Origin of the sequence: Enterobacter cloacae complex sp. BZL2005 (assembly GCF_049238885.1) — a bacterium.
Classification (GTDB): Bacteria; Pseudomonadota; Gammaproteobacteria; order Enterobacterales; family Enterobacteriaceae; genus Enterobacter; species Enterobacter roggenkampii.
In genome coordinates this window covers 410,122-434,287 of record NZ_JBMKGI010000003.1, presented here as the reverse complement: position 1 = coordinate 434,287, position 24,166 = coordinate 410,122, and the positions used below count along the sequence as shown (strand labels likewise).

Annotated in this window: 19 protein-coding genes; 8 read left to right on the top strand and 11 right to left on the bottom strand. The window is 51.7% G+C overall.

The window, feature by feature from the left end; genetic code table 11:
• Positions 1 to 107 precede the first annotated feature (107 nt).
• Positions 108 to 1,571: a mannitol dehydrogenase family protein gene (locus ACOTXI_RS09445; protein WP_058654532.1), complete on the top strand. Its 1,464-nt coding sequence runs from the start codon at positions 108 to 110 to the stop codon at positions 1,569 to 1,571.
• A 43-nt stretch (positions 1,572 to 1,614) separates the two neighbouring features.
• On the opposite strand, the gene ydfZ is transcribed toward ACOTXI_RS09445, so the two are convergent.
• The gene (ydfZ, locus tag ACOTXI_RS09440) at positions 1,615 to 1,818 is read right to left on the bottom strand and encodes a putative selenium delivery protein YdfZ (RefSeq protein WP_014883679.1); all 204 of its coding nucleotides are present in this window, start codon (positions 1,816 to 1,818) and stop codon (positions 1,615 to 1,617) included.
• Between the two features lie 287 nt (positions 1,819 to 2,105).
• Between ydfZ and ACOTXI_RS09435 the strand changes: the two genes are divergently transcribed.
• Positions 2,106 to 2,537 (top strand): universal stress protein, encoded by a 432-nt coding sequence (locus ACOTXI_RS09435; RefSeq protein ID WP_044596338.1) that lies wholly within the window; start codon positions 2,106 to 2,108, stop codon positions 2,535 to 2,537.
• 35 nt (positions 2,538 to 2,572) lie between these two features.
• Here ACOTXI_RS09435 and ACOTXI_RS09430 read toward each other — a convergent pair whose 3' ends face one another.
• Both ACOTXI_RS09430 and ydfG read right to left on the bottom strand, forming a co-directional pair.
• Entirely contained in the window at positions 2,573 to 3,259 is a 687-nt protein-coding gene (locus tag ACOTXI_RS09430) for a GntR family transcriptional regulator (RefSeq protein WP_008502405.1), read from the bottom strand.
• A gap of 91 nt (positions 3,260 to 3,350) precedes the next feature.
• Positions 3,351 to 4,097 (bottom strand): bifunctional NADP-dependent 3-hydroxy acid dehydrogenase/3-hydroxypropionate dehydrogenase YdfG, encoded by a 747-nt coding sequence (gene ydfG, locus ACOTXI_RS09425; protein ID WP_058654531.1) that lies wholly within the window; start codon positions 4,095 to 4,097, stop codon positions 3,351 to 3,353.
• A 142-nt stretch (positions 4,098 to 4,239) separates the two neighbouring features.
• Between ydfG and dcp the strand changes: the two genes are divergently transcribed.
• Together dcp and ACOTXI_RS09415 are read left to right on the top strand one after the other, a co-directional pair.
• Positions 4,240 to 6,273, top strand: coding sequence for a peptidyl-dipeptidase Dcp (gene dcp, locus ACOTXI_RS09420; protein ID WP_058654530.1), 2,034 nt, complete (start codon positions 4,240 to 4,242; stop codon positions 6,271 to 6,273).
• A 303-nt stretch (positions 6,274 to 6,576) separates the two neighbouring features.
• Positions 6,577 to 9,159, top strand: coding sequence for a bifunctional diguanylate cyclase/phosphodiesterase (locus ACOTXI_RS09415; protein WP_058654529.1), 2,583 nt, complete (start codon positions 6,577 to 6,579; stop codon positions 9,157 to 9,159).
• A 117-nt stretch (positions 9,160 to 9,276) separates the two neighbouring features.
• On the opposite strand, the gene uspF (ACOTXI_RS09410) is transcribed toward ACOTXI_RS09415, so the two are convergent.
• The 5 genes from uspF (ACOTXI_RS09410) to ACOTXI_RS09390 all read right to left on the bottom strand — a co-directional run bounded on the left by uspF (ACOTXI_RS09410) (position 9,277) and on the right by ACOTXI_RS09390 (position 17,290).
• Positions 9,277 to 9,711, bottom strand: a complete 435-nt coding sequence (gene uspF, locus ACOTXI_RS09410; RefSeq protein ID WP_021241311.1) for a universal stress protein UspF — start codon at positions 9,709 to 9,711, stop codon at positions 9,277 to 9,279.
• Positions 9,712 to 10,240: 529 nt separating this feature from the next.
• Positions 10,241 to 10,762: a helix-turn-helix transcriptional regulator gene (locus ACOTXI_RS09405; protein ID WP_021241313.1), complete on the bottom strand. Its 522-nt coding sequence runs from the start codon at positions 10,760 to 10,762 to the stop codon at positions 10,241 to 10,243.
• A gap of 60 nt (positions 10,763 to 10,822) precedes the next feature.
• Complete coding sequence (locus ACOTXI_RS09400; RefSeq protein WP_072205898.1) at positions 10,823 to 15,190, bottom strand: AIDA repeat-containing protein; 4,368 nt, start codon at positions 15,188 to 15,190, stop codon at positions 10,823 to 10,825.
• Between the two features lie 11 nt (positions 15,191 to 15,201).
• The gene (locus ACOTXI_RS09395) at positions 15,202 to 16,371 is read right to left on the bottom strand and encodes an autotransporter strand-loop-strand O-heptosyltransferase (protein ID WP_008502399.1); all 1,170 of its coding nucleotides are present in this window, start codon (positions 16,369 to 16,371) and stop codon (positions 15,202 to 15,204) included.
• A 121-nt stretch (positions 16,372 to 16,492) separates the two neighbouring features.
• Positions 16,493 to 17,290: an EAL domain-containing protein gene (locus ACOTXI_RS09390; RefSeq protein WP_008502398.1), complete on the bottom strand. Its 798-nt coding sequence runs from the start codon at positions 17,288 to 17,290 to the stop codon at positions 16,493 to 16,495.
• 342 nt (positions 17,291 to 17,632) lie between these two features.
• Between ACOTXI_RS09390 and ACOTXI_RS09385 the strand changes: the two genes are divergently transcribed.
• Positions 17,633 to 18,442 (top strand): winged helix-turn-helix domain-containing protein, encoded by an 810-nt coding sequence (locus tag ACOTXI_RS09385; protein WP_008502397.1) that lies wholly within the window; start codon positions 17,633 to 17,635, stop codon positions 18,440 to 18,442.
• On the top strand, positions 18,426 to 18,911 hold the full coding sequence (locus ACOTXI_RS09380) for a hypothetical protein (protein WP_008502396.1): 486 nt from the start codon (positions 18,426 to 18,428) through the stop codon (positions 18,909 to 18,911). Before ACOTXI_RS09385 ends, ACOTXI_RS09380 begins: the two co-directional genes overlap by 17 nt.
• 102 nt (positions 18,912 to 19,013) lie before the next feature.
• On the opposite strand, the gene uspF (ACOTXI_RS09375) is transcribed toward ACOTXI_RS09380, so the two are convergent.
• Positions 19,014 to 19,448, bottom strand: a complete 435-nt coding sequence (gene uspF / locus ACOTXI_RS09375) for a universal stress protein UspF (protein WP_058654526.1) — start codon at positions 19,446 to 19,448, stop codon at positions 19,014 to 19,016.
• 252 nt (positions 19,449 to 19,700) lie between these two features.
• A complete protein-coding gene (locus ACOTXI_RS09370; protein WP_025911395.1) occupies positions 19,701 to 20,372 on the bottom strand; it encodes an MgtC family protein in 672 nt (223 codons plus the stop codon).
• Positions 20,373 to 20,828: 456 nt separating this feature from the next.
• On the opposite strand from ACOTXI_RS09370, the gene ACOTXI_RS09365 reads away from it, so the two are divergent.
• Positions 20,829 to 22,034, top strand: coding sequence for an MFS transporter (locus ACOTXI_RS09365; RefSeq protein WP_087855462.1), 1,206 nt, complete (start codon positions 20,829 to 20,831; stop codon positions 22,032 to 22,034).
• A 20-nt stretch (positions 22,035 to 22,054) separates the two neighbouring features.
• On the opposite strand, the gene ACOTXI_RS09360 is transcribed toward ACOTXI_RS09365, so the two are convergent.
• Positions 22,055 to 23,044 carry a 2-hydroxyacid dehydrogenase gene (locus ACOTXI_RS09360; RefSeq protein ID WP_008502392.1) on the bottom strand — a complete coding sequence of 330 codons (990 nt, stop codon included), beginning with the start codon at positions 23,042 to 23,044 and terminating at the stop codon, positions 22,055 to 22,057.
• 364 nt (positions 23,045 to 23,408) lie between these two features.
• On the opposite strand from ACOTXI_RS09360, the gene ACOTXI_RS09355 reads away from it, so the two are divergent.
• The gene (locus ACOTXI_RS09355) at positions 23,409 to 24,164 is read left to right on the top strand and encodes a DUF4225 domain-containing protein (RefSeq protein ID WP_023327356.1); all 756 of its coding nucleotides are present in this window, start codon (positions 23,409 to 23,411) and stop codon (positions 24,162 to 24,164) included.
• Positions 24,165 to 24,166: the final 2 nt, after the last annotated feature.

Here is a 24,166-nt window from a genome sequence, read left to right as displayed (position 1 = left end):
AGTAATTTTTTACCCCAACTGCCATTCTAGTTGGTGTAGTCAGCAGGCGCTGCCGCTTCAGAAAGAGCGGCAGCGATCCACTGCTTTCTAATTAACGAGTCTTAATCATGGAAAATACCTTATTACAGGCCAATGCGACGCTGCCTCAGTACGATCGCGACAGCCTTAAAGCTCGCATCGTTCATTTAGGCTTTGGCGCATTTCACCGGGCGCATCAGGCAGTGTATGCCGATATCCTCGCCGCTGAGCACGGCAGCGACTGGGGCTACTGTGAGGTTAACCTGATTGGCGGTGAGCAGCAGATTGCCGATCTGAACGCGCAGGATAACCTCTATACCGTGGCGGAAATGTCTGCCGATGCGTGGACCTCCCGCGTAGTTGGCGTGGTCAAAAAGGCCCTTCATGCGCAGGTTGACGGGCTGGAGACGGTGCTGGCGGCGATGTGTGACCCGCAGGTGGCGATTGTCTCTCTGACCATCACCGAGAAAGGGTACTGCCACTCGCCGGCGACCGGGCAACTGATGCTCGATCATCCGTTTATCGTCGCCGACCTGCAAAACCCGCACCAGCCAAAATCTGCGCCGGGTGTGGTCGTGGAAGCGCTGGCGCGGCGTAAGGCGGCAGGTCTGCCTGCGTTTAGCGTGATGTCCTGCGATAACATGCCGGAGAACGGTCACGTGATGCGCAATGTCACCTGCGCGTACGCCCGTGCGGTAGACGGTGAGCTGGCGGACTGGATCGAATCCCACGTTACCTTCCCGTCAACGATGGTGGATCGCATCGTGCCTGCGGTCACCCCCGACACGCTGGATAAAATTGAACAGCTTACCGGCGTGCGCGATCCGGCGGCGGTGGCCTGTGAACCGTTCCGTCAGTGGGTGATCGAAGATAACTTTGTGGCCGGCCGTCCAGCGTGGGACAAAGCCGGAGCCGAGCTGGTGTCAGACGTGATCCCGTTTGAAGAGATGAAGCTGCGCATGCTTAACGGCAGCCACTCATTCCTGGCGTACCTGGGCTATCTGGCGGGCTATCAGCATATTAACGACTGTATGGAAGATGAAAACTACCGCGTCGCCGCGCACGCGCTGATGCTTAACGAGCAGGCGCCTACGCTGAAGGTCAAAGGCGTCGATTTAGGACGCTATGCCGATCTCCTGATTGCCCGCTACAGCAACCCGGCCCTGCGCCATCGGACCTGGCAAATTGCGATGGACGGCAGCCAGAAGCTTCCGCAGCGCATGCTGGATTCCGTGCGCTGGCACCTGGTGCATCAGAAGCCTTTCCCGCTGCTGGCGCTGGGCGTGGCAGGGTGGATGCGCTATGTCGGCGGCGTGGACGAGCAGGGTAACGCGATTGACGTGAGCGATCCGCAGCTGGCGGTGATTCAGGCGGCGGTGAAGGGCAGTGCGGAAGGGGAAAACCGGGTCAGGGCGCTGCTCGGCATCGAGGCCATCTTTGGCAAGGAGCTACCGCGTGAAGCCGTCTTTGTTGATGCGGTGATGAAGGCATACCAGACGCTGCTGCAAAAGGGCGCGAAAGCGACCGTGGCGCAGTACGTGTCTCAACGGTAATTCAGCACATGCCGCCGTTCGCGGCGGCATGTCTGCGCACCGTTTAGTGCATGCCCAGGCGAATCAGCTCAATCGGTTCGAATTTACCTTCGCATCCTTCCACTTCAACCGTTTTGCTGCGGCGCACCTGCGCGGCATCCAGCCCGTCGCTGTGGATCGCTTTAATCACGCCAGTTTTGCCTGTGCCGCTAATCATGACGCGGCTGCCGGTGGTGATCGCATTGCGGTTACGGTCGTATGTCATCATGGTATTTTCTCCTCTCTAACCTGTTCGTTACGGCGTTATTTCAGGGTTGCCGTTCACGGGGCATATAAATACGCCTGTCTGCATCAGATGTTTTTGTTTTTGATCAAACTCACACTTTTTTCTTTATTGCCTCGGTCGCTGACCGTTCACGACAGCAATTGACAAAGCAGACCGTTATTTTCATTACCTGATAGTTTCAGCAGGGAAGCGTTGAGGGTTGGTTTATATTCCCGATGCCATTCTGGGTACTGGAAATAACCCTTTCATCGGAATAAGGAGCCAGGCTTATGTATAAGAAGATTTTGATGCCTGTTGATGTATTTGAAATGGATTTGAGTGACAAAGCGGTTCGCCACGCGGCTAACCTGGCGAAGGCCGAGGGCGCGTCGATTACCCTGGTCAATATTCTGCCGACCAGCAGCCGATCCCTGCTGCGCGGTTTTAACGCCGATATTAAAAAGTTCGAAGAATATATGACTGAGGAATCCGGGAAGAAAATGAACGCCTTAAAACGACTGTTCGATATCTCGCCGGAGAAAATTGACTGTCTGGTTCGCTTTGGCAACGTCCGCGATGAAATTATCAGGCTGAGCAAAGAGGGGGAATATGACGCGATCGTCATCGGGTCGAAAAACCCGGGCATCACCACCCATCTGCTGGGATCAAATGCGGAATCTATCCTGCGCTACGCAACCATTCCGGTGTTAGTCGTTCGCTAACCCTTTCGCCGCACCCGAAAGGGCGCGGCGAAATATTATTCTTCGCTAAACCACTCGCTATTTTCCTGACGAATCAGCTGCACGGATTCGCTAATTTCCTGCAGATGCAGCGTCATCGCTTTTTCCACGCCGTCCGGGTCGCGTTTTTCCAGCGCGCTGAAAATATCATGGTGCTGTCGGAGCAGCATTTCCGGCGGAGAGACGTGATCGAGACTCATATAACGCACGCGGTCGATGGTGGCCTTGATGTTTTCGATGGTGTCCCAGGCCAGCTGGCAATCCGCAATCTGCGCCAGCTTCTGGTGGAATTCATCATCAAGCTGGAAGAAATCATTCAGCTGCTTACGGTCAATCGCAATCCGCTGCTGATGAAGGTTTTGCTCCAGCAGGTAACACTGCTTGTCGTTGATGAGCGTTGCGGCACGGCGCGCCACCGCGCATTCAATGGCCTGGCGAACAAAACAGCCGTTGCGCACCTGAGAGAGTGAAATTTTGTTCACGTAGCTGCCGCGCTGCGGGCGGATCTGAATCAGACCGTTTTCCGCAAGCTTAATAAACGCTTCACGCACCGGCTGACGGGAAACGTCAAAACGCACGGACACCTCTTTTTCAGAAAGCGGCGTTCCCGGTGGGATCAGGCAATGGACAATATCACGTCGCAAAATGCGATAGATTTGCTGGTTTACGGGCTGGGTGGGATTGAGTTGCGATTCAGCGGCCATGAGTTGTCATTTCTCAGAGAGTTAGCCTGAACATACTACCATTCTTTTATAACCCGAAACAGACCCGGCCCGCAGGCCGGGAAGGGCAGCGTTAGCCACGATGCACGCTAAGCCCGGCAAAACTCTGGCTGACCGGCATCATTTCTACGGTATTGATGTTGACGTGTTTTGGCAGCGTCGCCACCCACCAGACCGTTTCGGTGACATCTTCCGGCGTCAGGGCGTTCGCGTTTTCGTAGGTCTTGTCTGCTTTCGCGTCGTCGCCCTTGAAACGCACGTTGGAAAACTCGGTGCCGCCCACCAGGCCCGGCTCGATGTCGGTGACGCGAATGGCGGTGCCGTGCAGATCGGTACGCAGGTTAAGGCTGAACTGGCGCACAAACGCTTTTGTTGCGCCGTAGACGTTGCCGCCTGCATAAGGCCAGCTTCCGGCGGTGGAGCCGACATTGATAATGTGGCCACGATTGCGCTCAACCATGCCCGGCAGCACCGCGCGGGTCATATAGACCAGCCCTTTGTTGTTGGTGTCGATCATGTTTTCCCAGTCTTCCACGCTGGCTTTGTGTGCCGGCTCCATGCCCAGCGCAAGACCGGCATTGTTGACCAGCACGTCGATGGCGCGCCACTCGGCGGGCAGGTTGGCAATCATCTCTTCAATCGCCGCGCGGTTACGCACGTCCAGCTGCGCGGTCAGGATGCTGTCGCCTAATTCGTCCTTCAGCTCCTGCAGACGTTCCTGACGGCGGCCCGTTGCAATAACCTTGTGCCCGTTGGCGACGAAGCGACGCGTGATGCTTTCACCAAAACCTGCCGTTGCCCCGGTAACTAAAATAATCATCTCACTGTTCCTCAACGCTTTTTGTGTTTAACTAACATAGCACGGCCGCAGAGGGTGCGTTAAGGCAACATTTGTATGACAGCGTTGCAGGGGATGGCGGCCTGGCCTACTCTGGGAGGATACCCGTACTCAGGAGTGAAAGATGACGGCCACGAATCCCTTTTTTGACATCAGCCTGCTGCCTTACCAGGCCCCCCATTTTGATCAGATCAACGACAGCCACTATCGTCCGGCCTTCGATGAAGCCCTTCGCCAGAAGCGTGCGGACATTGACGCGATTGTCTCTCAGGCCGCTGCGCCTGACTTCACGAACACCGTGCTGGCGCTGGAGAAGAGCGGCGCCATGCTCTCGCGTGTCAGCAGCGTGTTCTTCGCCATGACTTCCGCGCACACCAATCCGTTTTTACAGGAGCTGGAAGAACAGTTCTCCACCGAGCTTGCCGCGCTGGCAAACGATATCTGGCTGAATGACGCGCTGTTCGCCCGCGTGGAGAGCGTCTGGCAGGACCGTGCCGCGCTGGACGCCGAATGCCGTCGTCTGGTCGAGGAGTTGTATCAGCGGTTTATTCTGGCCGGTGCGCGACTGAATGAGACAGAAAAGGCCGAGCTGAAGGCGCTGAATACCGAGGCGGCCTCCCTGACCAGCCAGTTTAACCAGCGTCTGCTGGCTGCCGATAAGACCGGTGGGCTGGTGGTGGATTATGCGCACCAGCTTGACGGGCTCAGCGCAACGGAGATCGCTGACGCGGCGCAGGCTGCCGCGGAGCGAGGGCTAAACGATCGCTGGCTGATCCCGCTTTTGAACACCACCCAGCAGCCCGCGCTTTCCGCGCTGCGCAATCGTCAGACCCGCGAAAACCTCTTCAACGCAGGCTGGACGCGTACCCAGAAAGGGGACGAAAACGACACCCGCGCGCTGATTCTTCGTCTGACGGCGCTGCGCGCGCGGCAGGCCCGTCTGCTGGGCTTTGAGGATTACGCTAGCTGGAGCATCGCTGACCAGATGGCGAAAACCCCGGCCGCCGCGCTGGAATTTATGCGCGGCATTGTGCCTGCCGCCCGCGCCCGCGCGGAACGCGAGCAGGCCGATATTCAGAAAGTCATCGACGACGAGCAGGGCGGTTTCACCGTGGAGGCCTGGGACTGGGCCTTTTATGCGGAGCGCGTGCGCCAGGCAAAATATGCCCTCGATGAGTCGCAGAACAGGCCCTACTTTGCGCTCAATACCGTGCTGCAGGATGGCGTATTCTGGGCTGCCAGCCAGCTGTTTGGCATTCGCTTCGTCGAACGCTTCGATATCCCGGTGTATCACCCGGACGTCCGCGTATGGGAAATTTTCGACCACACCGGCGAGGGCATGGCGCTGTTTTACGGCGACTTCTTTGCCCGCGATTCCAAACAGGGCGGGGCATGGATGGGGAATTTCGTCGAGCAATCCTTCGAGTTTGCTGCCCGTCCGGTGATCTACAACGTCTGTAACTACCAGAAACCGGCGAATGGCGGTATCGCGCTTCTCTCCTGGGATGACGTAATAACCCTGTTCCACGAGTTTGGCCATACGCTGCACGGTCTCTTTGCCAGCCAGCGGTTCGCCACGCTTTCCGGCACCAATACGCCGCGTGATTTTGTTGAGTTCCCGTCGCAAATCAACGAGCACTGGGCCAGCCATCCACAGGTGTTTACCCATTATGCGCGCCATTACGAAACCGGCGAACCGATGCCGGACGCGCTGCGGGAAAGCATGCTCAACGCGACCCATTTCAACAAGGGTTATGACATGACCGAACTGCTGGGTGCCGCGCTGCTGGACATGAACTGGCACGGCATCAGCGAGGCCGTTTCGGGCGTGGAGGATTTTGAAGCGGCAGCGTTGAAAAAAGAGGGGCTGGATCTGCCCGCCGTTCCGCCGCGCTACCGCAGCAGCTATTTTGCCCATATCTTCGGCGGCGGCTACGCGGTGGGGTATTACGCCTACCTGTGGACGCAGATGCTGGCAGACGATGGCTATCAGTGGTTTGTCGAGCAGGGCGGGTTGACGCGCGAAAATGGACAGACATTCCGCGAGGCGATTTTGTCCCGCGGGAACAGTACTGATTTAGCTGAACTTTACCGGAACTGGCGCGGGCACGATCCGAAGATTGGGCCGATGCTGGAGAATCGCGGATTGAGCGAATAGAGTCAATGCCGTATGAAAAAAGAACCGGGCTTTACGCCCGGTTTTTTATACGCCTGTAACCGTTTCAGCATAAAAACTAAGATTATGTTCTTTATAAATAAAACCGGCGAGGTTAAAGGTCACTCCAACCGGGAGATGTATTTAAGCGAATTCAGGCTGTAAGAGAGATAATAATTTGATCTGGATTGTAAAAATCAAATGTTCTTTAAGCTTAAGGGTTTTAACTATAAATTTTTATTATTCTTTGCCGATAAATAAAGGTGGCATAAAAATTGACGTATTAGCAGTATAAGAAGGCGAATGATGACCCTACCTCTGAACAATCCCGGTTTTACGGATGCCGAGCCTTCTAAGGGGCTGATAAATAAAACCTTTACCTATATAGTGACATTGTTGATAAGTATTTTCATTGCGGCAATAATTTCCCTGCTATTAATAAAAAATAATGTTAATAAAATCAGCGATAAGCACGATGAGTTTTTGTTAAGGAAAGCCCTGGATTCCCGCCAGGAAAGCATGCGAAGTCACTTGAAAGATAATGCTGAATGGGGAGATGCCTACAAACATCTTCATTTGAACACTGACGTTCACTGGGCATGGGATAAGCAGAACCTGGGTAAGTCCCTGTATGACAACTTTGGCTACGAAGGGGTGTTTATTCTCTCCCCGGAAGGAACCACGCGATACAGCGTGCTTGACGGGAAACTGAAGCTTCAGGATCTCGGGCGCTGGTTAGATAAATCAACCAAGGAGCGATTACTCCGTGAGGTGAGCGTTAACAATGGATTGCCGGTTTCTATACTCATGCTTATCGATTCCGTTCCAGCCATTGTTTCTGCTGAATGGATAACAACGGGCGATGACGCGAGCGTACAACCCTTGCCGGGGAAACCGTCGGTAATGGTGTTTGTAGACAAGTTAACGGCTAAAAAACTCCTCGCGATTGGGCAGGATGCCGGTATTAAAAATGTTCGTACGTCACCTGATGCAGTCACTTCTCAAATAAACAATCAAACAGAATTTACCTTAAACACCCAGAATGGTGATGTGCAAATTATCTGGGACGGTGAAAACCCCGGCCAGGCGTTGATTATTTATTTTTTACCATTACTCATTCTTTCAGTTATTCTGACGGTATCGATGACGGTTATTCTCATGCGCCATATTATGCAGAAGGCGAGAATGCTTGACGAAAATACCTTTCTCCTCGAGCAGGCGCGGTTGAATCTTATCACCAGTGAAAAACGATTCCGGGACGTCAGTGAAACAACCAGCGACTGGTTCTGGGAAACAGATTTATCGTTAAAGATAACCTGGCTTTCAGGTCGTTTTTCTACAGTAACGGGATATGAAAATAGCAAATGGATAGGCCGCAGGCTGGATGAACTCTTTCCTGCGTCACGCGGATTATTACAAAACTGTGTGAGGCTCAGGGAATTAACTGAACGCTTTGAATTTAAGAACTGTCCTTATATTCATGCGCAACAATCTACGGCCTATTGCACGCTTCTGGCAAAGCTTTCTGCTCAGCCTGATGGAACGGTGGTTTTGCGAGGTGCGGCAACCGACGTTTCTCTGGAAGTTGAAGCAACTAAACGGGTGGAGTTCCTGTCACGTCATGATGAATTAACCGGTCTGCCGAACCGCTATCATATTAAGGAATTTCTGGCAGGCCAGTTGGCTAAAGAAGACCTTAACCATTATCCCTTTGCCATGATTTGCCTCGATTTAGACAAGTTTAAACCCGTCAATGATATTTTTGGGCACTCCACGGGGGATGCGCTGCTTGGCGAGGTCGCTCTACGTCTTAAAAATTGCGTTCGTCGAGGTGATTTTGTCGCACGGCAGGGAGGGGATGAATTTATGCTTCTTCTCGGCAATACCAGCCAAAAAGACCAGATTGATGAGGTGTGTCACCGCATCGTACAGGAACTCAACCGTCCTTTCTCCATTGAGGGTAATGATGTCGCAATAGGCGTAAGCATGGGGATTGCGCTGGCTCCCCTGGATAGCAGCAGCGCAAACGATCTTTTACGCTATGCCGATATTTCGCTTTACCAGGCTAAGCAATCCGGCAGAAACCGATGGGTCTATTATCGCCCGGATATGTCGGAAAAGTTAACTGAACGGAGAAAACTGGAACTCGAACTGAAAACCGCGATTCGCGAAGAACAACTCTATCTGGTGTACCAGCCCCGTTATAACCTCCGATATTCTAAGATAGAGGCCGTCGAAGCGCTGGTACGTTGGCAGCACCCGCACCGAGGGACGATGATGCCCGATCAGTTCATCCCGCTGGCTGAAGAAACAGGTCTGATTATTAACCTCAGCAACTGGGTCATACGCAAAGCGTGTGCGGAGACAAAAGATAAATTGCCGGGGCTATCGGTATCCGTAAATATTTCCGCTATCGAATTCCAGGCAAGCGATCTTGCTGAAAGGATAAAAGAGATCCTGCACGAAACAGGGCTAGAACCTGACCGACTGGAAATAGAAGTGACGGAAAATGTCACGCTTTCCGATCCTGAAAAGACCTTGCTGACCATGAAGGCTCTCAAAAAAATGGGCGTCCGTATTTTGATTGACGATTTCGGTACCGGCTATGCCTCTCTGAGCTATCTCCGGAAGTTTCAGTTTGATGGACTCAAGCTCGACAAGAGTTTTATTTTTACCCTGGCCGATTCGCCGCAGAACCAATCAGTCGTAGAAAAAATTATCGATCTGGGTAAGGCCTATTCAATGGCGGTCACCGCAGAAGGGGTGGAGACCACCGAACAGCTCTCTTTTCTTAAAAAAAATAGATGTGATGAAGTTCAGGGCTACTTGCTTGGAAAACCGGCCGCCATTACGGAATTAAATTTAAACGCAAACAGAATAGATCTTTAAAGTGTGCTTCCATCAGCTTCGCACGCTTTACGCCGGGAAGCGAAAATGAAAAACCGGGCTTCTCGCCCGGTTTTTTGTCATCTGCTATCTGACCGTATACAGAGGCGCAAGCGCGTTCTATCTAACGACCAGCACAGGACATTTCGCATGCCGCACCACTGCCGCAGCGTTCGAACCCAACAGATAGGTCGAGATGTCCGGCTTATGAGAGGCAATGATGATCAGGTCGGCGTCGATTGTGTCAGCGAGCTTAAGGATTTGATCCTTAGGCGATCCCGTCACGGCGTGAGTCTGTATCTTATCTGCAGGAATTTTGAATTGCTTAACAATCTCATCCAGTTTCGCTAAAGCAGCGTGCTGGAATTCTTTTATCTTCGGCATTTCCACGGAGTAGGCCAAACCTAACGATGAATAATAGGGAAGCGATGGAATAACAGTAAGAAAGTGAACCTTGGCCGTGTTAAGTGCGGTGTGTGCCTGAACGAACGGGATAACCATGTGCGTCAGGCTATCCTCGGAAATGTCAATAGGAACCAAAATTGAGTTGTACATGTGTCCCTCCTGAGTGTTTTTCACACAACTCAAGGTAGATCGTTAATTTCAGCAAAACAGAGAGAAGGGTGTCATAACGGGTACAAATTTCTGTTCTGTGGTATTCGTACAATCGACCTTGCCTGTCATTGCGTCGTGACTATGTCCATTCTCGCGTCCTGGGCGAGCTGGCGTACAGCCTTAATCGGCGCATGTCCCATTTTATGGGCAGCGAGCAGATTAGCTTTACGACGGAATGATGAAACGTCTGGCTAAAACCAGCACCTCTTTATGAAATGCGCCGCATTAGCGGAGCAGCTATTCGCCCATATTTGGGGCGGGAGCTGCGCGGCAGGGAGTGACTCCTGTCTGTGGACGAAGATGCCAGGGATGATGGTTGGCTGGGGTTTGTCGAACGGGGCGGCTTTGTATTACACCTGGCGCGGGCACGTTCCAAAGTTTGAACCGATGCTGGAGAATTGCGGATTCAGTACATAAAGTCACCGTAGCAAATAACACAACCGGGCCCAGAGCCCGGTTTTTGCAAAGGCTATTCGAATTCAGAATGAATAAATTGCCTGACCTGAAGTATCGAATTCAGGTTAAGTTTTTGCCCAATATTATTGGTGTAGGTATAGACAGTTTTGGGGGACAGGTAAATTTTTCTTGCAGCAGCCACCGTGTCATCAGTATCCAGAAGGGCGAAAAGTGTCTTTTTCTCCTGTTCTGAAAGCATGCTCAGACTTCTGCAGCGCGCGATGTGGTTCAACGCATATTCTGATGAATACGTCCGACCGCCCGTAAGCTGCTTTCGAAACTCCATAAAGCATGATTTCCTGTAGATTGTCACAAGCGGTTCGAGAACTCTTGAACTGACATCCTTGCCACCGATGAAGATCATTTCATGCTTTTCAGTGAGTTTCTTTCTTTTCAGTAGGTTGAAAATGGCGCCCAGGCTTCTGAATGATTCAATATCTACGACGCAAACCTTTCTGCCGGGGGACGCTTGCTGAAGGATGACAGACAGCGCTTTATTCAAAAAAACATCTTTCGTCAAAATCATGTGAGGCATAAACATAACCAGAACATTTCAGAACACAGTGAAAAGGGGCCCTAAGGCCCCTGTGGAACATCAGAATCCGATACGGATACCTGCCACACCCTGGATCGGTGTTTCGATTTGGCTGCCCTGACGATAATTAGCCTCACCGTACAAGGTTACGTCTTTACCAACGTTGACCGATGCACCCAGACCGTATTTACCTGATGTGCCTTTGACGTTGTTATCAAAGCGATTGCGCTCATTGATCGTGACTTCGTTTGAGTTAGCAAATTCCTGCACCACCGCAGCTGACAGATAAGGTTTCAATTCAGTCGAACCCAGACTGAACTTACCGGAAAGCTTCGCACCGGATTCACCCGTAACAGAACGTGGAGTGCCCGTGTTGCCTTTCATGCCGTTGCTGAGTTTCACCTCCTCACTGGTCATCTGAACAAAGGCCAGGCGCGCATAAGGCGTGATGCTTACATCGTTTTTGAGATCGAACTGATAACCACCTTCAACGGCTGTGCTGAGCGCATACTGCTTCCAGTCACCGCCGGTTCTCCCCCCGTTGGTCATAACCGCTCTCAGTTTGTTGTTGAGACGGTTACCTTTCACCACGCCGTCAGCGTAGAATCCACTTGCGTCGTACCAGGTGGCATACAGGCCGAGGCCGTAGCTGTCGATTTTGCTTGTGCCGCCGCGGGCATGCTTCACTTTGTTATCGCTAAAGGACATGAATGCGCCAGTGACGAGGCTGCCGCGCGCAAAGTCATTCCGGGTGTCAGCTCCGATCTCAAGTCCGTTCTGGCTCAGCTTATAGGCTGCGCCATTGCTTGTATCAATGTCACTTTTACTGCCGAGGTAGTGTCCCCATACGTTGCTTTCTGGTCCGGTTTTATCCAGACTCGCGCGATACGTGCGCAGGCCATCCAGCTCAGAATGGATAACGTTCAGACCGGCATTAGACATGGCCAGAATGGCATCAGTTGCAGGTGTGGTCATTGGCTTCTTACCGCCATTTCCGTTACCTCCTGCGTTGCCGTTGTCACCACCGCCCGGATTCTCGCCGCCCGGATTCTCACCGCCAGGGTTCTCACCGCCCGGGTTCTCACCGCCCGGGTTCTCGCCGCCACTCCCCATGGCCCCCAGATACCAGACGTTACCGCCGGTGAGGCCGTCCTTATCCTGCTGGCTGTACAGGGTGTACATGTACGTACCGCCGTCCACGAATCTGGTATTTCGGCCGGACGCCGTGACCATTTCAAAGTCTATGTCACCGCCTTTCTCATGGATGAGGTTCAGCGTCAGATCAGTGTGGTCTGATATCTCCTTACCGGAGTCAGCCACGGCAATACCAAAATGACCCGTGCCCTGTTCGATAGTGACGAAGTTGGCTTTACGATCGGCGAGAGATGTGTTCAGGAAGAAGTTCCCGGTGCCGGTCAGCTCCGTAATCGTTAGCTTCGCAAATTCGCCGTCGCTGTTGCGCAGGAAGTTGACGTTACCGCTGTTCATGGTGAGATTACCGACCTGAGCCGTGTTCAGGCCGGACGCTGTATCGGAAAGGTCATTGACAGAGAGGGTGCCTCCCTGAATGTTTACGTCCGTTGCGAGAGAGCCTGCGTTCATCAGCAGTTCGCCTCCCGCGCTCACTATGGTTTTGCCGTCGGCCAGAGCCCCAGTCATCAGCCAGGACTGGCCACCGTTGATGGTAGTACCGGTGGTTGTGCTGCCACTTCGGACTTTCTGAAGACCGCCATTGATGGTTGTAGAGATAGCCGAGCCGCTCCAGAGGTCCTGAGTACCACCGTTAATGGTTGTAGATGAGGCCGCGCCGCCTTCGTAGACGCGCAATATACCACCTTCGATGGTGCTGTGATTGGCGGTACCACCTTCGACGTTCTGTTGACCACCACTGCTTATGGTAGTCGAGATGGCCGTGCCGAAGACCTTCTGTTGCCCATCACTGTTGATTGTAGTAGAGGTGGCAATGCCTCCAGCGGAGACATACTGAGCACCGCCGCTGTTGATTGTGGTAAAGGTAGCCGAGCCACCACTGGAAACGTACTGCCAGCCGAGGCTGTTGAGAGTGGTATTGGTTGCCGTACCGCCACTCTCAACGTTTTGTCTTCCATACATATAGATGGTAGTGCTGTTAGCAGTACCGCCACTGGATATGAGTTGATTACCGCCGCTGCTGATGATAGCTAAGTTGGCCGAGCCACCACTCAAGATGTGCTGTTTACCGCCACTGCTTATAGTGGTACTCGAGGCAGCACCACCACTGGAAACGTGTTGAGCACCACCATTGTTGATGATAGTAGAAGTGGCTCTGCCGCCATCTGATACGTCCTGTCTGCCAGCGCTGTTGATTGTGGTGGAGGTAGCAGCGCCACCACTGGAGACGTACTGCCGGGCACCACTGTTGAGAATGGTAGAGGTAGCCACACCGCCAGCGAAGACGGTCTGATAGCCCCAGTCATCAATGGTGGTGTCAGTGGCCGAACCGCCACTGGAAACATGTTGATAACCACCATCGAGAGTGGTACTGGTAACTAAGCCACCTTCGACGTGCTGATAACCTCCACGGCCGATGGTGGTGTGCGTTGCTGAACCACCATTTGAGACGTGCTGCCTGCCTCCACTATTAATGTCAGTAGAGGTGACCAGCCCACCACTGGAGACATACTGATACCCACCACTGTTTATAGTCGTAAAGCTAGCCTGGCCGCCAGCATAAACGCGCTGTCTGCCACCATTGTTGATGGTAGTGGAGTTGGCCATACCTCCACTGGAAACACGCTGTTCGCCGCCGCTGTTGATGGTAGTGGCATCGGCTGAACCGCTGACATAAATGTGCTGAGAGCCGCCATGATTGATAGTAGTCGAAGTGACCGAACCACCGAAAATGCCCTGTAAACCGCCACTGTTAATTTTAGTGTCGGTGACTAAACCATCAAAGACGACCTGCGCACCGTCACTGTATATGGTGGTATCACTAGCAATGCCGCCACTGGAGACGCGCTGTTCGCCCCCGCTGGTGATGGTGGTAGCGGTGGCCGTACCGCCACTAGATACATCCTGAAAACCACCATTGATGGTGGTAGTGGTGGCTGTGCCACCACTAGATACATACTGAGCACCACCACTAATGATTGTTTCGGAAGCTGAGCCACCACCGGAAACGTACTGATACCCGCCGCTGTTGATGGTAGTGGATTTGACCTCCCCGAAGACGTTCTGAGAGCCACCATTGTTGATAGTAGTGGCGGTGGCTGAACCGCCACTGGAAACGTTCTGATAACCACTATTTATAGTGGTAGAAGTGGCTGAGGCACCACTATAGACGAGCTGAGAGCCACCTTCGATGGTAGTAAAGATTGTCGAACCGCCCATGGAGACAAGTTGCCTGCCACCGATAGTAGTAAATACGGCTGAACCACCGCTAAAGATGTTCTGGAATCCGGCATTGTGGATGGTAGTGGAGGTGGCTTCGCTGCCAGCATAGACGGACTGCCTGCCACCACTGTGGATAGTAGTATTGTTTGCAATGCCACCGGAGAGGTGCTGGCTACTGAAGGAACCACTGATAATTGTGGAGGTAGCTGTAGCTCCATTGTAGACGTACTGATTACCTCCATTGTTGATAGTCGTAGAGGTGACCGAACCGCCACTTGAGACGTTCTGAGCACCGCCACTGTTGATAGTAGTACTTGTGGCCGAGCCTCCATGAAGAACGTTTTGAACACCACTGATGTTGAGGATAGTGGAAGCCGCTGTGGCGCCGCTTGAGACTCGCTGGGAGCCGCCGTTGATGGTGGTGTAAGTGGCCGATCCGCCACTGTAGACGTATTGCGCACCACCATTTCTAATGGTTGTAGAGTTGGCCAGGCCACCATTGGAGATGTGCTGAACACCACCATTTCTGATGTCTGTGGATTTGGCCAAGCCACCATTGGAGATGTGTTGAACACCACTGCTGTTGATGGTAGTGGAAGTCGCTGTGCCGCTGCTTGAGACTCGTTGGGAGCCGCCGCTGTTGATGGTAGTAATGGTGGCCGTTCCACCACTGGTGACTTCCTGATATGCACCACTGTTGATGGTAGTTGAGGTAGCCGATCCTCCACTTATGCGCTGGGAGCCGCCGTTGATGGTAGTAATGGTGGCCTTGCCGCCACTACTGATACGCTGATAACTACCTGTAGTGATTGTCGTGTCGGTGGCTGTATCGCCTGAATAAAGAATCTGTGGACCCGTAGTATTCACATCTACCGTCACGCCGACATAATCTACCGACATGGCTGGGCCTGAAGGCAGCAGCACGGCACCCAGCAGTAACGCCAGTGCGCTTTTCTTCGGCGTCAGCTTCGGACGACCGGACCCGGTCGCGAGTTCAGAGGTTACCATCCATTGCTGGCGCGACTCGCACCAGACTGTGGTGTATATCTTGTTCATATTTACGTCCCTTACTTATCAACTAATCCTGAATGCAGACGGTCCACCATGCCGATAACCTGCCGACCGGTTATCAGACTCGTGCACTCGTATTGTCGGGGGGTGTTCTTGTGATGCGGACACCACAAATAATCCACATGGTCAAAATCAACGGACGTATCATCCCAGCAGCCGTTACAGCCATGGCTGCTGAACACCCGCCAGGGGGTGTAAAATTCGCTGTTGGGGAGACTGAATCCGCTGATTAACACCACAGGGATACCGGACGCCCAGGCTAGCCATGACAGCCCACTGCCAAGTCCGATAAAGAAGCTCGCATGCTTTAACAGGTCCACACGCTCCTGGAGCGGAATATTCCCTGTAAAGTCTTCAGCGCCCTGGGGGATGTGGTTCCAGACGAAGCCCTGGCCGTAATGCGCATGGCGGTCAATGCACAGCACCCGGTATCCCAGAGATTTAAGGTGGGCAACCACTTCTGCCCAGCCATGGCCGTTGTTCCAGTACTTCGCCTGGTTGGTGGACTGCGCGGCGATGCAGACATATGGCTCAGCAATTTTCCGTTCTGCATCCAGCTTCAGGCGGGGAGGGCATTCACGCGGGTCAACTCCCAGGATGTAGCCAGCATTACGGTGGAAGCCGACCTTCCTGAAATCTATAGGCTGATGTGTGGTATCACCCTTAAAGAAAAGGCCTACATACCAGGACGCGTAGGGATTTACCGTCTGAAGATTGTCCTTAGTGGAGAATGTGATCTCGGGATACTGCGCGCTGAGCAGTTCAATGATTTCCTGCCCCATGACGCACTCAAGCTGACAGCGGTGCAGCTGGCGAAAACGCTCTGCATAATGGAACCACCCAAGCATGTCGCCCAGCGTCCCCGTCGGGAAAAAGATGACGACGGGCTTGTCCTTCATATCCAGCGTTTCATCCAGGATCGGGCTCGCCGATCCCTGGTGGAATACCTGAATGCGGAAGCGGACGTAATATTTTTTAATACTGGTGACCCAGCCGCCTTCTGAATCACAGCTGAAAAGAATATTACCGCTGTCGTCGTCCATTAAAATGACGTGCCATTTTCCTTCCGGAAGCAAAACGCGCGCGCCATAGTTAAAGTCATAAAGAATTCCTTCCGGTCCTGTGCAGGACGGAAACTCTGGCGGATTTGGGAAGTTAGCTGACATATATAATTTGTCCTCGGTGGTAATTTAAATCTGTAACAAATAGGTCGAGTGCACTACTGTTATTTAAGTAATGCTTTCCATGATAGGTTGCGAATTGTTGTGTTTATGCTTTTGAAAAACGTTATATGTGCGTGCAAAACTCGTGCATGCTTACAGGTTTTGAAAATAGATAACCCTGAAAAATATCCACCCCTCTATCTTTCAAAAGCGATAGTTGTTCTTTATTTTCTATACCTTCAGCAATGACATGAATTTGCAGCCGCTCTGCGAGAGTGATAATTGAATCAATCACCGCGGAATAGATTAATGATCCATTGCTGGCAATTGTGAGGCATTTATCAATCTTGATAGTTGAGAAACCTGCATGTTCAATATATTTAAGGCATGAACTCCCGCTGCCGAAATCATCAATCGCAAATCGCACACCTGACTCAGTAAGTTGCTGCATAGCCTCGAGTGCAAAGTCGTCCAGGTTCATTGTTCCGCGTTCGACAATTTCCAGCGTGACAGAAATGCGTCCGTCGAATGTTTTCTTAAAGTCCGTCACTGCTTCAATAACTCTTGAAGAGTTCAACTGTCTCGCACAGATGTTGAAGGAGAGATAAAAGTCATCAGGTAGAGTACCTTCATAGCCTTCGAAAAATGTTTTAACATCAGACATCAGACTGCAAGTGACATCATTAATCACCTCACATGATTCTATTGCCGAAAGGTATTTTTCGGGAGATTGGTAAATCCCATCTTTGAGAACTCTGAGTAATACCTCTCCGCCTACGATCTTATCTCCCTTACATACGGGCTGGATAAACGGTACAAATTCAGCATTGGTCAGTTCCGCTGATAAGATTGTTTCTCTAATCACTGTACGGGCTTTGATGAAGAAACGTTCTGCCTTCATGAGCATTTTGGTGCTTATCATAATGTCGCTCCTTATCTACTGGATTCGCTACCCGAGGTGTCTCTTCGTACCCGAGGCTGTGAATGGCGGTAGGTCGGATTGCTGCTCCTGAAGAATAAGAACCTGCTCATTCACTTCTGCGAACAATCCTATCAACCCAAAACGGCGTGTAGATACATGTATTGCGAATTTATTAAAATACAAACTTATATTCTGCTTGGTATTTCATTTACAAGTGATAAGTCTGCAGAAGAGGTTGTTGCGTCTTGCTGTGCTAAGATGCGAGAAAGAAGTTAATGGGCTTTCGCAGGCTGGATAAATGTGAAGATCCATTCAATTACCATCATGGATAAGGAGTCAGAGATGGTTTTTGTGATTGATAATAGGGTTTTTTATCGCTCTGAAGATGGTGCCATATGGCCATCCGGAGACGAGGGCTCTACTGTCATTCTGACCCTGACAATGAACAGGCTACTCACATGCCTTCTCGAAAGGCATGGTCAAGTCCTGACACGGAATGAACTCCTGGATAACGTCTGGGATGCTCATGGGTTGCGCTCATCGAGTCACACATTAAATAAATACATCTCAGAACTGAGAAAACACTTCGTCCAGTTTGGTATTACGGATGAATGTATTACCACAGTGCCTCGGGTCGGCTTTATGTTTAACAGTGATATTGATGTCAGGGATATAACTGAATCTACGATTGCTGATGGACGACTCAAAGAAGATGAAGAGTCGGAGATAATAAAGGTAGTACACCGTACGGCGGTAGCGGGTAAGAACAAGGTTCTTCATTATACGCTGGCACTGATTGTACTTTTAATCAGCGCTACCTTAGTTGTGTCAGGTCTCGTAATTCCGTCGAAAGACGTAAAGGAAATAAAACAGATTAAGCCTCATTTTTTGTTTAACTACGACACCTGTCCTGTCTATACAGTCCAGAGCAACTCTGCATCCCTGTCAGAGCAAAAAAAAGAACTGTTTTTAGAACTGGCTAACTCAAATCATATTCAGTGTCTGGAAGGCACTTCTTTTCTCTATCAGGTTTCAGAGTCCTATCTGTACGGCAATAAGGGGAGGGCGTTTATCAGTCGATGCACGCAAAAGAATAATAATTACATCTCCTGTCTGAATAACTACTGGAGTGGTTATGAACGCAATCAATAAAAAAACAGGAATATCGGCCGTAATTTTACTCCTCATCCTGGCGTTATCGGTGTGGTTCTACGTTCACATGCGTCATAAACAGAGTGCGTTGAGTGTTAACTGTTCCACAATTGTACGTTACAACCATCACGAACCTGATTTCGTCGCTACGCTGGAGTTTATTTTCCGTTTAGATAAAAACCACGATGGCCAGGCTGTCCTGTCTGGGAATATCCAGTCAGCGCGAGGTGTTAATGTCATCTCACGCACAATTCTCTTTAGCTATGAGATGAACAGGCCGGGTGAGATTGCCCTAACCGATACGCGCTACGTTAAAAATCCGCGTGATACAGCTGATGATGACAGTTTTAAAAGCAGCTTCTTTTATGTTCCCGAGGGAACCGTTCGCCAGCTGAAGATTGAACCTACAGGTAATGGCTGGCTGATTGGAAATCTGCAGTCGCCATTTGCGCTTTGCGTGAACAGGTAAGGCTGGCCAGGGATTGTAAACCTGCTCATATTCCTGTGTAGCTGTCTGTTGGGAGCGGTTCATGGTGTTGGCTTAAAAAACCGGGCGTTACGCCCGGTTTTTTTATCTTACAACCAGCACAGGGCATTTCGCATGCCGCACCACTGCCGCAGCGTTCGAACCCAACAGATAGGTCGAGATGTCAGGTTTGTGGGAGGCAATGATGATCAGGTCGGCGCCGATCGTGTCAGCGAGCTTAAGGATCTGATCCTTCGGAGACCCCGTCACGGCGTGGGTCTGTATCTTGTCTGCAGGGATTTTGAATTGCTTAACAATCTCATCCAGTTTCGCTAAAGCAGCGTGCTGGAATTCTTTTATCTTCGGCACTTCCACGGAGTAGGCCAAACCTAACGATGAATAATAGGGAAGCGATGGAATAACAGTAAGAAAGTGGACCTTGGCCGTGTTAAGTGCGGTGTGTGCCTGAACGAACGGGATAACCATGTGCGTCAGGCTATCCTCGGAAATGTCAATGGGAACCAAAATGGTGTTGTACATGTGCCCCTCCTGAGTGTTTTTTGCACAACTCAGAGTAGGCCGTTAATTCCTGTAAAACAGAGAGCAGGCTGTCATAACGAGGACAAATTTTGGTTATGTGATATTCGCCCGGTCGAACATGCCTCTGAATTCGTCAAGTAGTGTGACAAAGAACGTTTGTTGAACGGGGCATCCTGGGATTCATCGGCCCATGTCACTGCCCATTTCTGCAAAACGGGAAGCCTCAACCGGGCGCAATGCCCGGTATCGTGTTCATATTGCGTGGCAGCTTACGGAAGCCATAATTTTATTCCCGCCGATATTACCCATAATTAGCTCGAGTAATTTCCGGTATTCCTCACGGGTCATTACCTCGGCCCGTATTTCAGTTTTTCCTTCTGCTTGCGCCGTATCGCAATAAATGGCTTTCAGACTCAACGTCAACTCTTTCGCCATGTTGACCACACTCTGCCGCACCGCATCTTCATGCTCGTCATCACAGGTGATTTTCAGGACATAGCATTTTTCGCCTTCATGGAGCGCGGGCAGTTGATTAATCCGCTGCGCAGCTTCGCGAAGCAGGATGTTGGCGCACAGAATAATCACGCTGGCCATACCAGCATTCCAGAATTGACCTAATCCACATAGCACGCCAATTCCGGCCGAACACCACAGTGTCGCGGCGGTATTAAGACCGCGAATATTCATTCCCTCACGCATAATAACGCCAGCGCCAAGAAAACCTATTCCGGAGACAATCTGCGCTGCAATACGCCCCGGGCTATCGGGTGACGTCGAGAGGGAACTTAAAATAAACACGGCCGCACCCGTTGCAACCAGAGCATTGGTACGAAGCCCGGCCATACGCTGGCGCCACTGTCTTTCCGCGCCAATAATTGCGCCCAGCAGCATCGCTGCGAGCAGATGAGAGATATAAGGGAACATCAGCCTGTCGCCTGTTAACATGGTTACACGATAAGCGTCAGCGCTTCACAAAGCACAATATGACGCCGTTAAAACGCAAAGCATGTCAGCGCGAGGGCGGTGGAAAGAGTGAATGATGAAACATGAACATCGCGATGCCCCAAAAATTTGGTCGTTCTTAATGTATTGGGATGCAATCACGTCAAGAGGATTGCTGCCCACCGTTAAGGCAAGCAGCGAGAAAATCGCGTCAGCTTACCTTCGTATCGACAATAAAATAACTTTCCAACGAAGGACTCCTGTGAAAATTTATTGCCAGTATAGTCAGGGCCGATTATGAGTAAAGTGAAAAAACAACGTCCGTTATGAATTGTTTAAGTTCGCAAGGCATGTTTTTTAAGACGTCATCTGATTTTCAAAAATACCCGGTATACTACATTTTCTTTTTCTCAGGCGATAACAGGCAAGGCAGGAAGTATGTCTCTTCGTTCGCTGCGGGCGTTATGCCTGACAAGTTTTTTCATTGCTGATGTTCGTGATGGCCTGGGGCCTTTCCTCGGTATTTTCCTGACCGAACGCCGCTGGACCCCTGATGATATCGGCATCCTGATGACGGCCGGCGGGCTTGCGGGGTTACTGGCCACGCTGCCGGCGGGATTCATCACCGACACCTCCCGCAACAAGCGCGCTGTGCTCGCGCTGCTGTGCATTCTGATCACGCTCAGCACGCTTCTGCTCTGGTTTAGCCAGCAGAGCAGCGTTGTCGCCGTGTCGCAAGTCGTCACCGGTATCTGTGCGGCATTTGTCGGGCCGTTAATCGCCGGGATTACGCTGGGGTTGACCGGGCAGGGCGGGTTCAGCGCGCAGATGGGCAGAAACGAGGCGTTCAATCACGGCGGCAACTTTGTTACTGCACTGATCGCGGGCGGCATTGCGTGGTACTGGGGCGTGGGCGGGATTTTCCTGCTGATGACCAGCACCACGCTGCTAACGCTGTGTGCGCTGCTTGCCATTCGCAACAGCGATATCGATAACGACGCGGCGCGCGGGCTGTCCTCTTCAGCGAGCCTGCCGGTCCCCGGTTTTGCGGTGCTGATGAAAAACCGGGCGCTGTTTGTGACCGGGTTGACGCTGCTGCTGTTCCACCTGGCGAACGCCGCGCTGCTGCCGATGCTGAGCATGAGGGTTGCCGCGGCCCCTGCCGCGATCAACCCCGGTTTGTATGCAGCAGGTACCGTCATCATTTCTCAGGCCGTGATGATCCCCGTCGCCATCTGGGCCTCGCGCCGGATCGAACACTATGGCTACTGGCGCTTGATTATGTTGGCGCTGCTGGTTATGCCGGTGCGTGCGGCGCTGGCGGCATCCACGGATGCGCCGTTAATGATGATCCCGGTACAAATTCTCGACGGCCTGGCCGCCGGGATCCTGGGGGTCGTCGTACCGTCGTTTATTGTGGTGCTGCTGCGCGGAAGCGGGCACGTCAATGCCGGGCAGAGCGTGGTGATGTTGATGCAGGGAGTAGGGGCATCCATGAGTCCGGCATTAACCGGGACGATCGCCGGTCATTACTCGTTTGCGACGGCATTCAGTGTCCTGAGCGCGATTGCGCTGGCTGCCGTCCTGCTCTGGTGGCGCGTTGCGCACCGGAGCTGGGAAACAAACGCGCCGGGTGAGGCTTAGCCGCCCACCCGGCGTAGCACTTAAGCCAGCTCGTTAGGGCACGCTTCGCCCTTTTCCAGCTGCTGCAGGTTCCCCAGCGTGGTTTCAGAAATGCTGATCAGCGCTTCGGCCGTCAGAAACGCCTGGTGACCGGTAAACAGCACGTTATGGCAGGCAGAGAGGCGACGGAACACGTCGTCCTGGATGACGTCATTAGACTTGTCTTCAAAGAACAGATCGCGTTCGTTCTCATACACGTCCATCCCCAGCGCGCCAATCTTCTGGGTCTTCAGGGCTTCGATAGCAGCCTGAGAATCAACCAGCCCGCCGCGGCTGGTGTTGATGATCATCACGCCATCCTTCATCTGGTCAAACGCCGCCTGGTTAAGCAGGTGATAGTTTTCCGGGGTCAGCGGACAGTGCAGAGAAATCACGTCGGACTGCGAGAACAGGGTCGGTAGGTCGACGTACTCCACGCCCAGATCCAGCGCTGCGGCGCTTGGGTACGGATCGAATGCCAGCAGACGCATGCCAAAGCCTTTCAGAATGCGCAGGGCAGCCACGCCAATTTTACCGGTGCCGATTACGCCAGCGGTTTTGCCGTACATGGTAAAGCCGGTCAGCCCTTCCAGCGAGAAGTTGGCGTCACGGGTGCGCTGATAAGCGCGGTGAATACGACGGTTGAGGGACATCATCATGCCAATCGCATGTTCAGCCACCGCTTCCGGGGAGTACGCCGGAACGCGCACCACCTTCAGACCCAGCTCTTTTGCCGCGTCGAGGTCCACATTGTTGAAGCCCGCACAGCGCAGGGCGATGTACTTCACCCCCTGTTTTTTCAACTCTTCCAGCACCGGGCGACTGCCGTCATCGTTTACGAAAATGCAGACGCCTTCACAGCCGTGCGCCGTTTTGGCGGTTTTTTCGGACAGCAGAAAGTCGAAAAATTCAAGCTCAAACCCGTAAGCCTCGTTAACATGTTGCAGATACTTTTTGTCGTACTGCTTTGTGCTATATACTGCGAGTTTCATAAGACTTTCTCCAGTGATTTTGCATTCACGTTAGCATGATTAAAATTATCTTACAATTTCTAAAATATTATTGAATTCAATAAGTTCTATCAATTATTCTAGAGCATATGTGCACCCTAACTCCATGATATTCATATCCACCGATTTCTTAAGCGGGACTGACACCAGCGACATGTCTGCTTGTTTTACTCTAAGGGGGCTATGGGGGAGACTAAAGTCACAACAAGTGCGTATGTTTGGGTAAGTGGTTTCCCAATGCTTGAAAATGTGACTACCTTTAGCTGTTAAAATGACGTAGCTCTTTGAATGTCCTAACATCGAAGGTAGTATTATTACTATCATTTTAAAATGACAGGGAGACCGAATGTACAACCATAATCGGGATAAAAGTCATTTCGAAGAGAAAGTCTTAGAGATTGAAAATCTTGCGCAGCGAATTGCCACAAAGCATTTGCTTTATGGTACCGCTGGTATGTTTTTTGAAACTCAACAACTTGTTGCTCACCTGAGAAGGGAGATCGAGTCGCATTGCTTGACCTGGTCAGGCGGGATTCAATTACTTGATGAACAGATACATCATCTTAAGGAACAGGATGATTTACTCACCTTCAATAAAGCTAAGTTATTTATTGTTGTTGAAAAAAACCGAACAACAACGACGACTTTAGCGCTTAAACAGATCGGTTTCGTTGCCGGTGGGGCGCAAGTGTATGGGGGCGCTAGTTTATGCGTCGGTTCGCTGGGTCTGGCCTGTGCTGCGTATGGTGCACCTATGATTACTCATGGGCTAAACAACATGTATGAAAATGGATACTATCTTCTTTATCGTGAAGATCGGTCTGGCACGCTAAGAGATGCTTATCGTTACGTAGCAGCGAAACTCGGCTATGGGAATAATGAAGCTGATATTGTCTATGGAGTTGTTGATATCTCTTTATCAGCCTATGGCGCGGGCAGGAGAGTACTGGCTCCCCGAGAAAAATCCTGGAGTCTGTTTCGCAACATTGAATCTGATTATATCAGAGGATGGCAAGAGGCTTCTAAAACAGCGATGGCTCTGGATTTAACCAGTGGAAGCGTCACAGGTTGGCAGATGTACCAGATAGCTAAAGAGAATTAATT

Coding starts and splice junctions, on each gene's coding strand:
- ACOTXI_RS09415 (WP_058654529.1), top strand. CDS start 6,577: ATGACCCTACCTCTGAACAATCCCGGTTTTACGGATGCCGAGCCTTCT.
- ACOTXI_RS09435 (WP_044596338.1), top strand. CDS start 2,106: ATGTATAAGAAGATTTTGATGCCTGTTGATGTATTTGAAATGGATTTG.
- ACOTXI_RS09360 (WP_008502392.1), bottom strand. CDS start 23,044: ATGAAACTCGCAGTATATAGCACAAAGCAGTACGACAAAAAGTATCTG.
- uspF (WP_058654526.1), bottom strand. CDS start 19,448: ATGTACAACACCATTTTGGTTCCCATTGACATTTCCGAGGATAGCCTG.
- uspF (WP_021241311.1), bottom strand. CDS start 9,711: ATGTACAACTCAATTTTGGTTCCTATTGACATTTCCGAGGATAGCCTG.
- ydfZ (WP_014883679.1), bottom strand. CDS start 1,818: ATGATGACATACGACCGTAACCGCAATGCGATCACCACCGGCAGCCGC.
- ACOTXI_RS09390 (WP_008502398.1), bottom strand. CDS start 17,290: ATGATAAGCACCAAAATGCTCATGAAGGCAGAACGTTTCTTCATCAAA.
- ACOTXI_RS09380 (WP_008502396.1), top strand. CDS start 18,426: ATGAACGCAATCAATAAAAAAACAGGAATATCGGCCGTAATTTTACTC.
- ACOTXI_RS09445 (WP_058654532.1), top strand. CDS start 108: ATGGAAAATACCTTATTACAGGCCAATGCGACGCTGCCTCAGTACGAT.
- ACOTXI_RS09365 (WP_087855462.1), top strand. CDS start 20,829: ATGTCTCTTCGTTCGCTGCGGGCGTTATGCCTGACAAGTTTTTTCATT.
- ACOTXI_RS09385 (WP_008502397.1), top strand. CDS start 17,633: ATGGTTTTTGTGATTGATAATAGGGTTTTTTATCGCTCTGAAGATGGT.
- ydfG (WP_058654531.1), bottom strand. CDS start 4,097: ATGATTATTTTAGTTACCGGGGCAACGGCAGGTTTTGGTGAAAGCATC.
- ACOTXI_RS09430 (WP_008502405.1), bottom strand. CDS start 3,259: ATGGCCGCTGAATCGCAACTCAATCCCACCCAGCCCGTAAACCAGCAA.
- ACOTXI_RS09370 (WP_025911395.1), bottom strand. CDS start 20,372: ATGTTCCCTTATATCTCTCATCTGCTCGCAGCGATGCTGCTGGGCGCA.
- ACOTXI_RS09405 (WP_021241313.1), bottom strand. CDS start 10,762: ATGCCTCACATGATTTTGACGAAAGATGTTTTTTTGAATAAAGCGCTG.
- ACOTXI_RS09400 (WP_072205898.1), bottom strand. CDS start 15,190: ATGAACAAGATATACACCACAGTCTGGTGCGAGTCGCGCCAGCAATGG.
- ACOTXI_RS09355 (WP_023327356.1), top strand. CDS start 23,409: ATGTACAACCATAATCGGGATAAAAGTCATTTCGAAGAGAAAGTCTTA.
- ACOTXI_RS09395 (WP_008502399.1), bottom strand. CDS start 16,371: ATGTCAGCTAACTTCCCAAATCCGCCAGAGTTTCCGTCCTGCACAGGA.
- dcp (WP_058654530.1), top strand. CDS start 4,240: ATGACGGCCACGAATCCCTTTTTTGACATCAGCCTGCTGCCTTACCAG.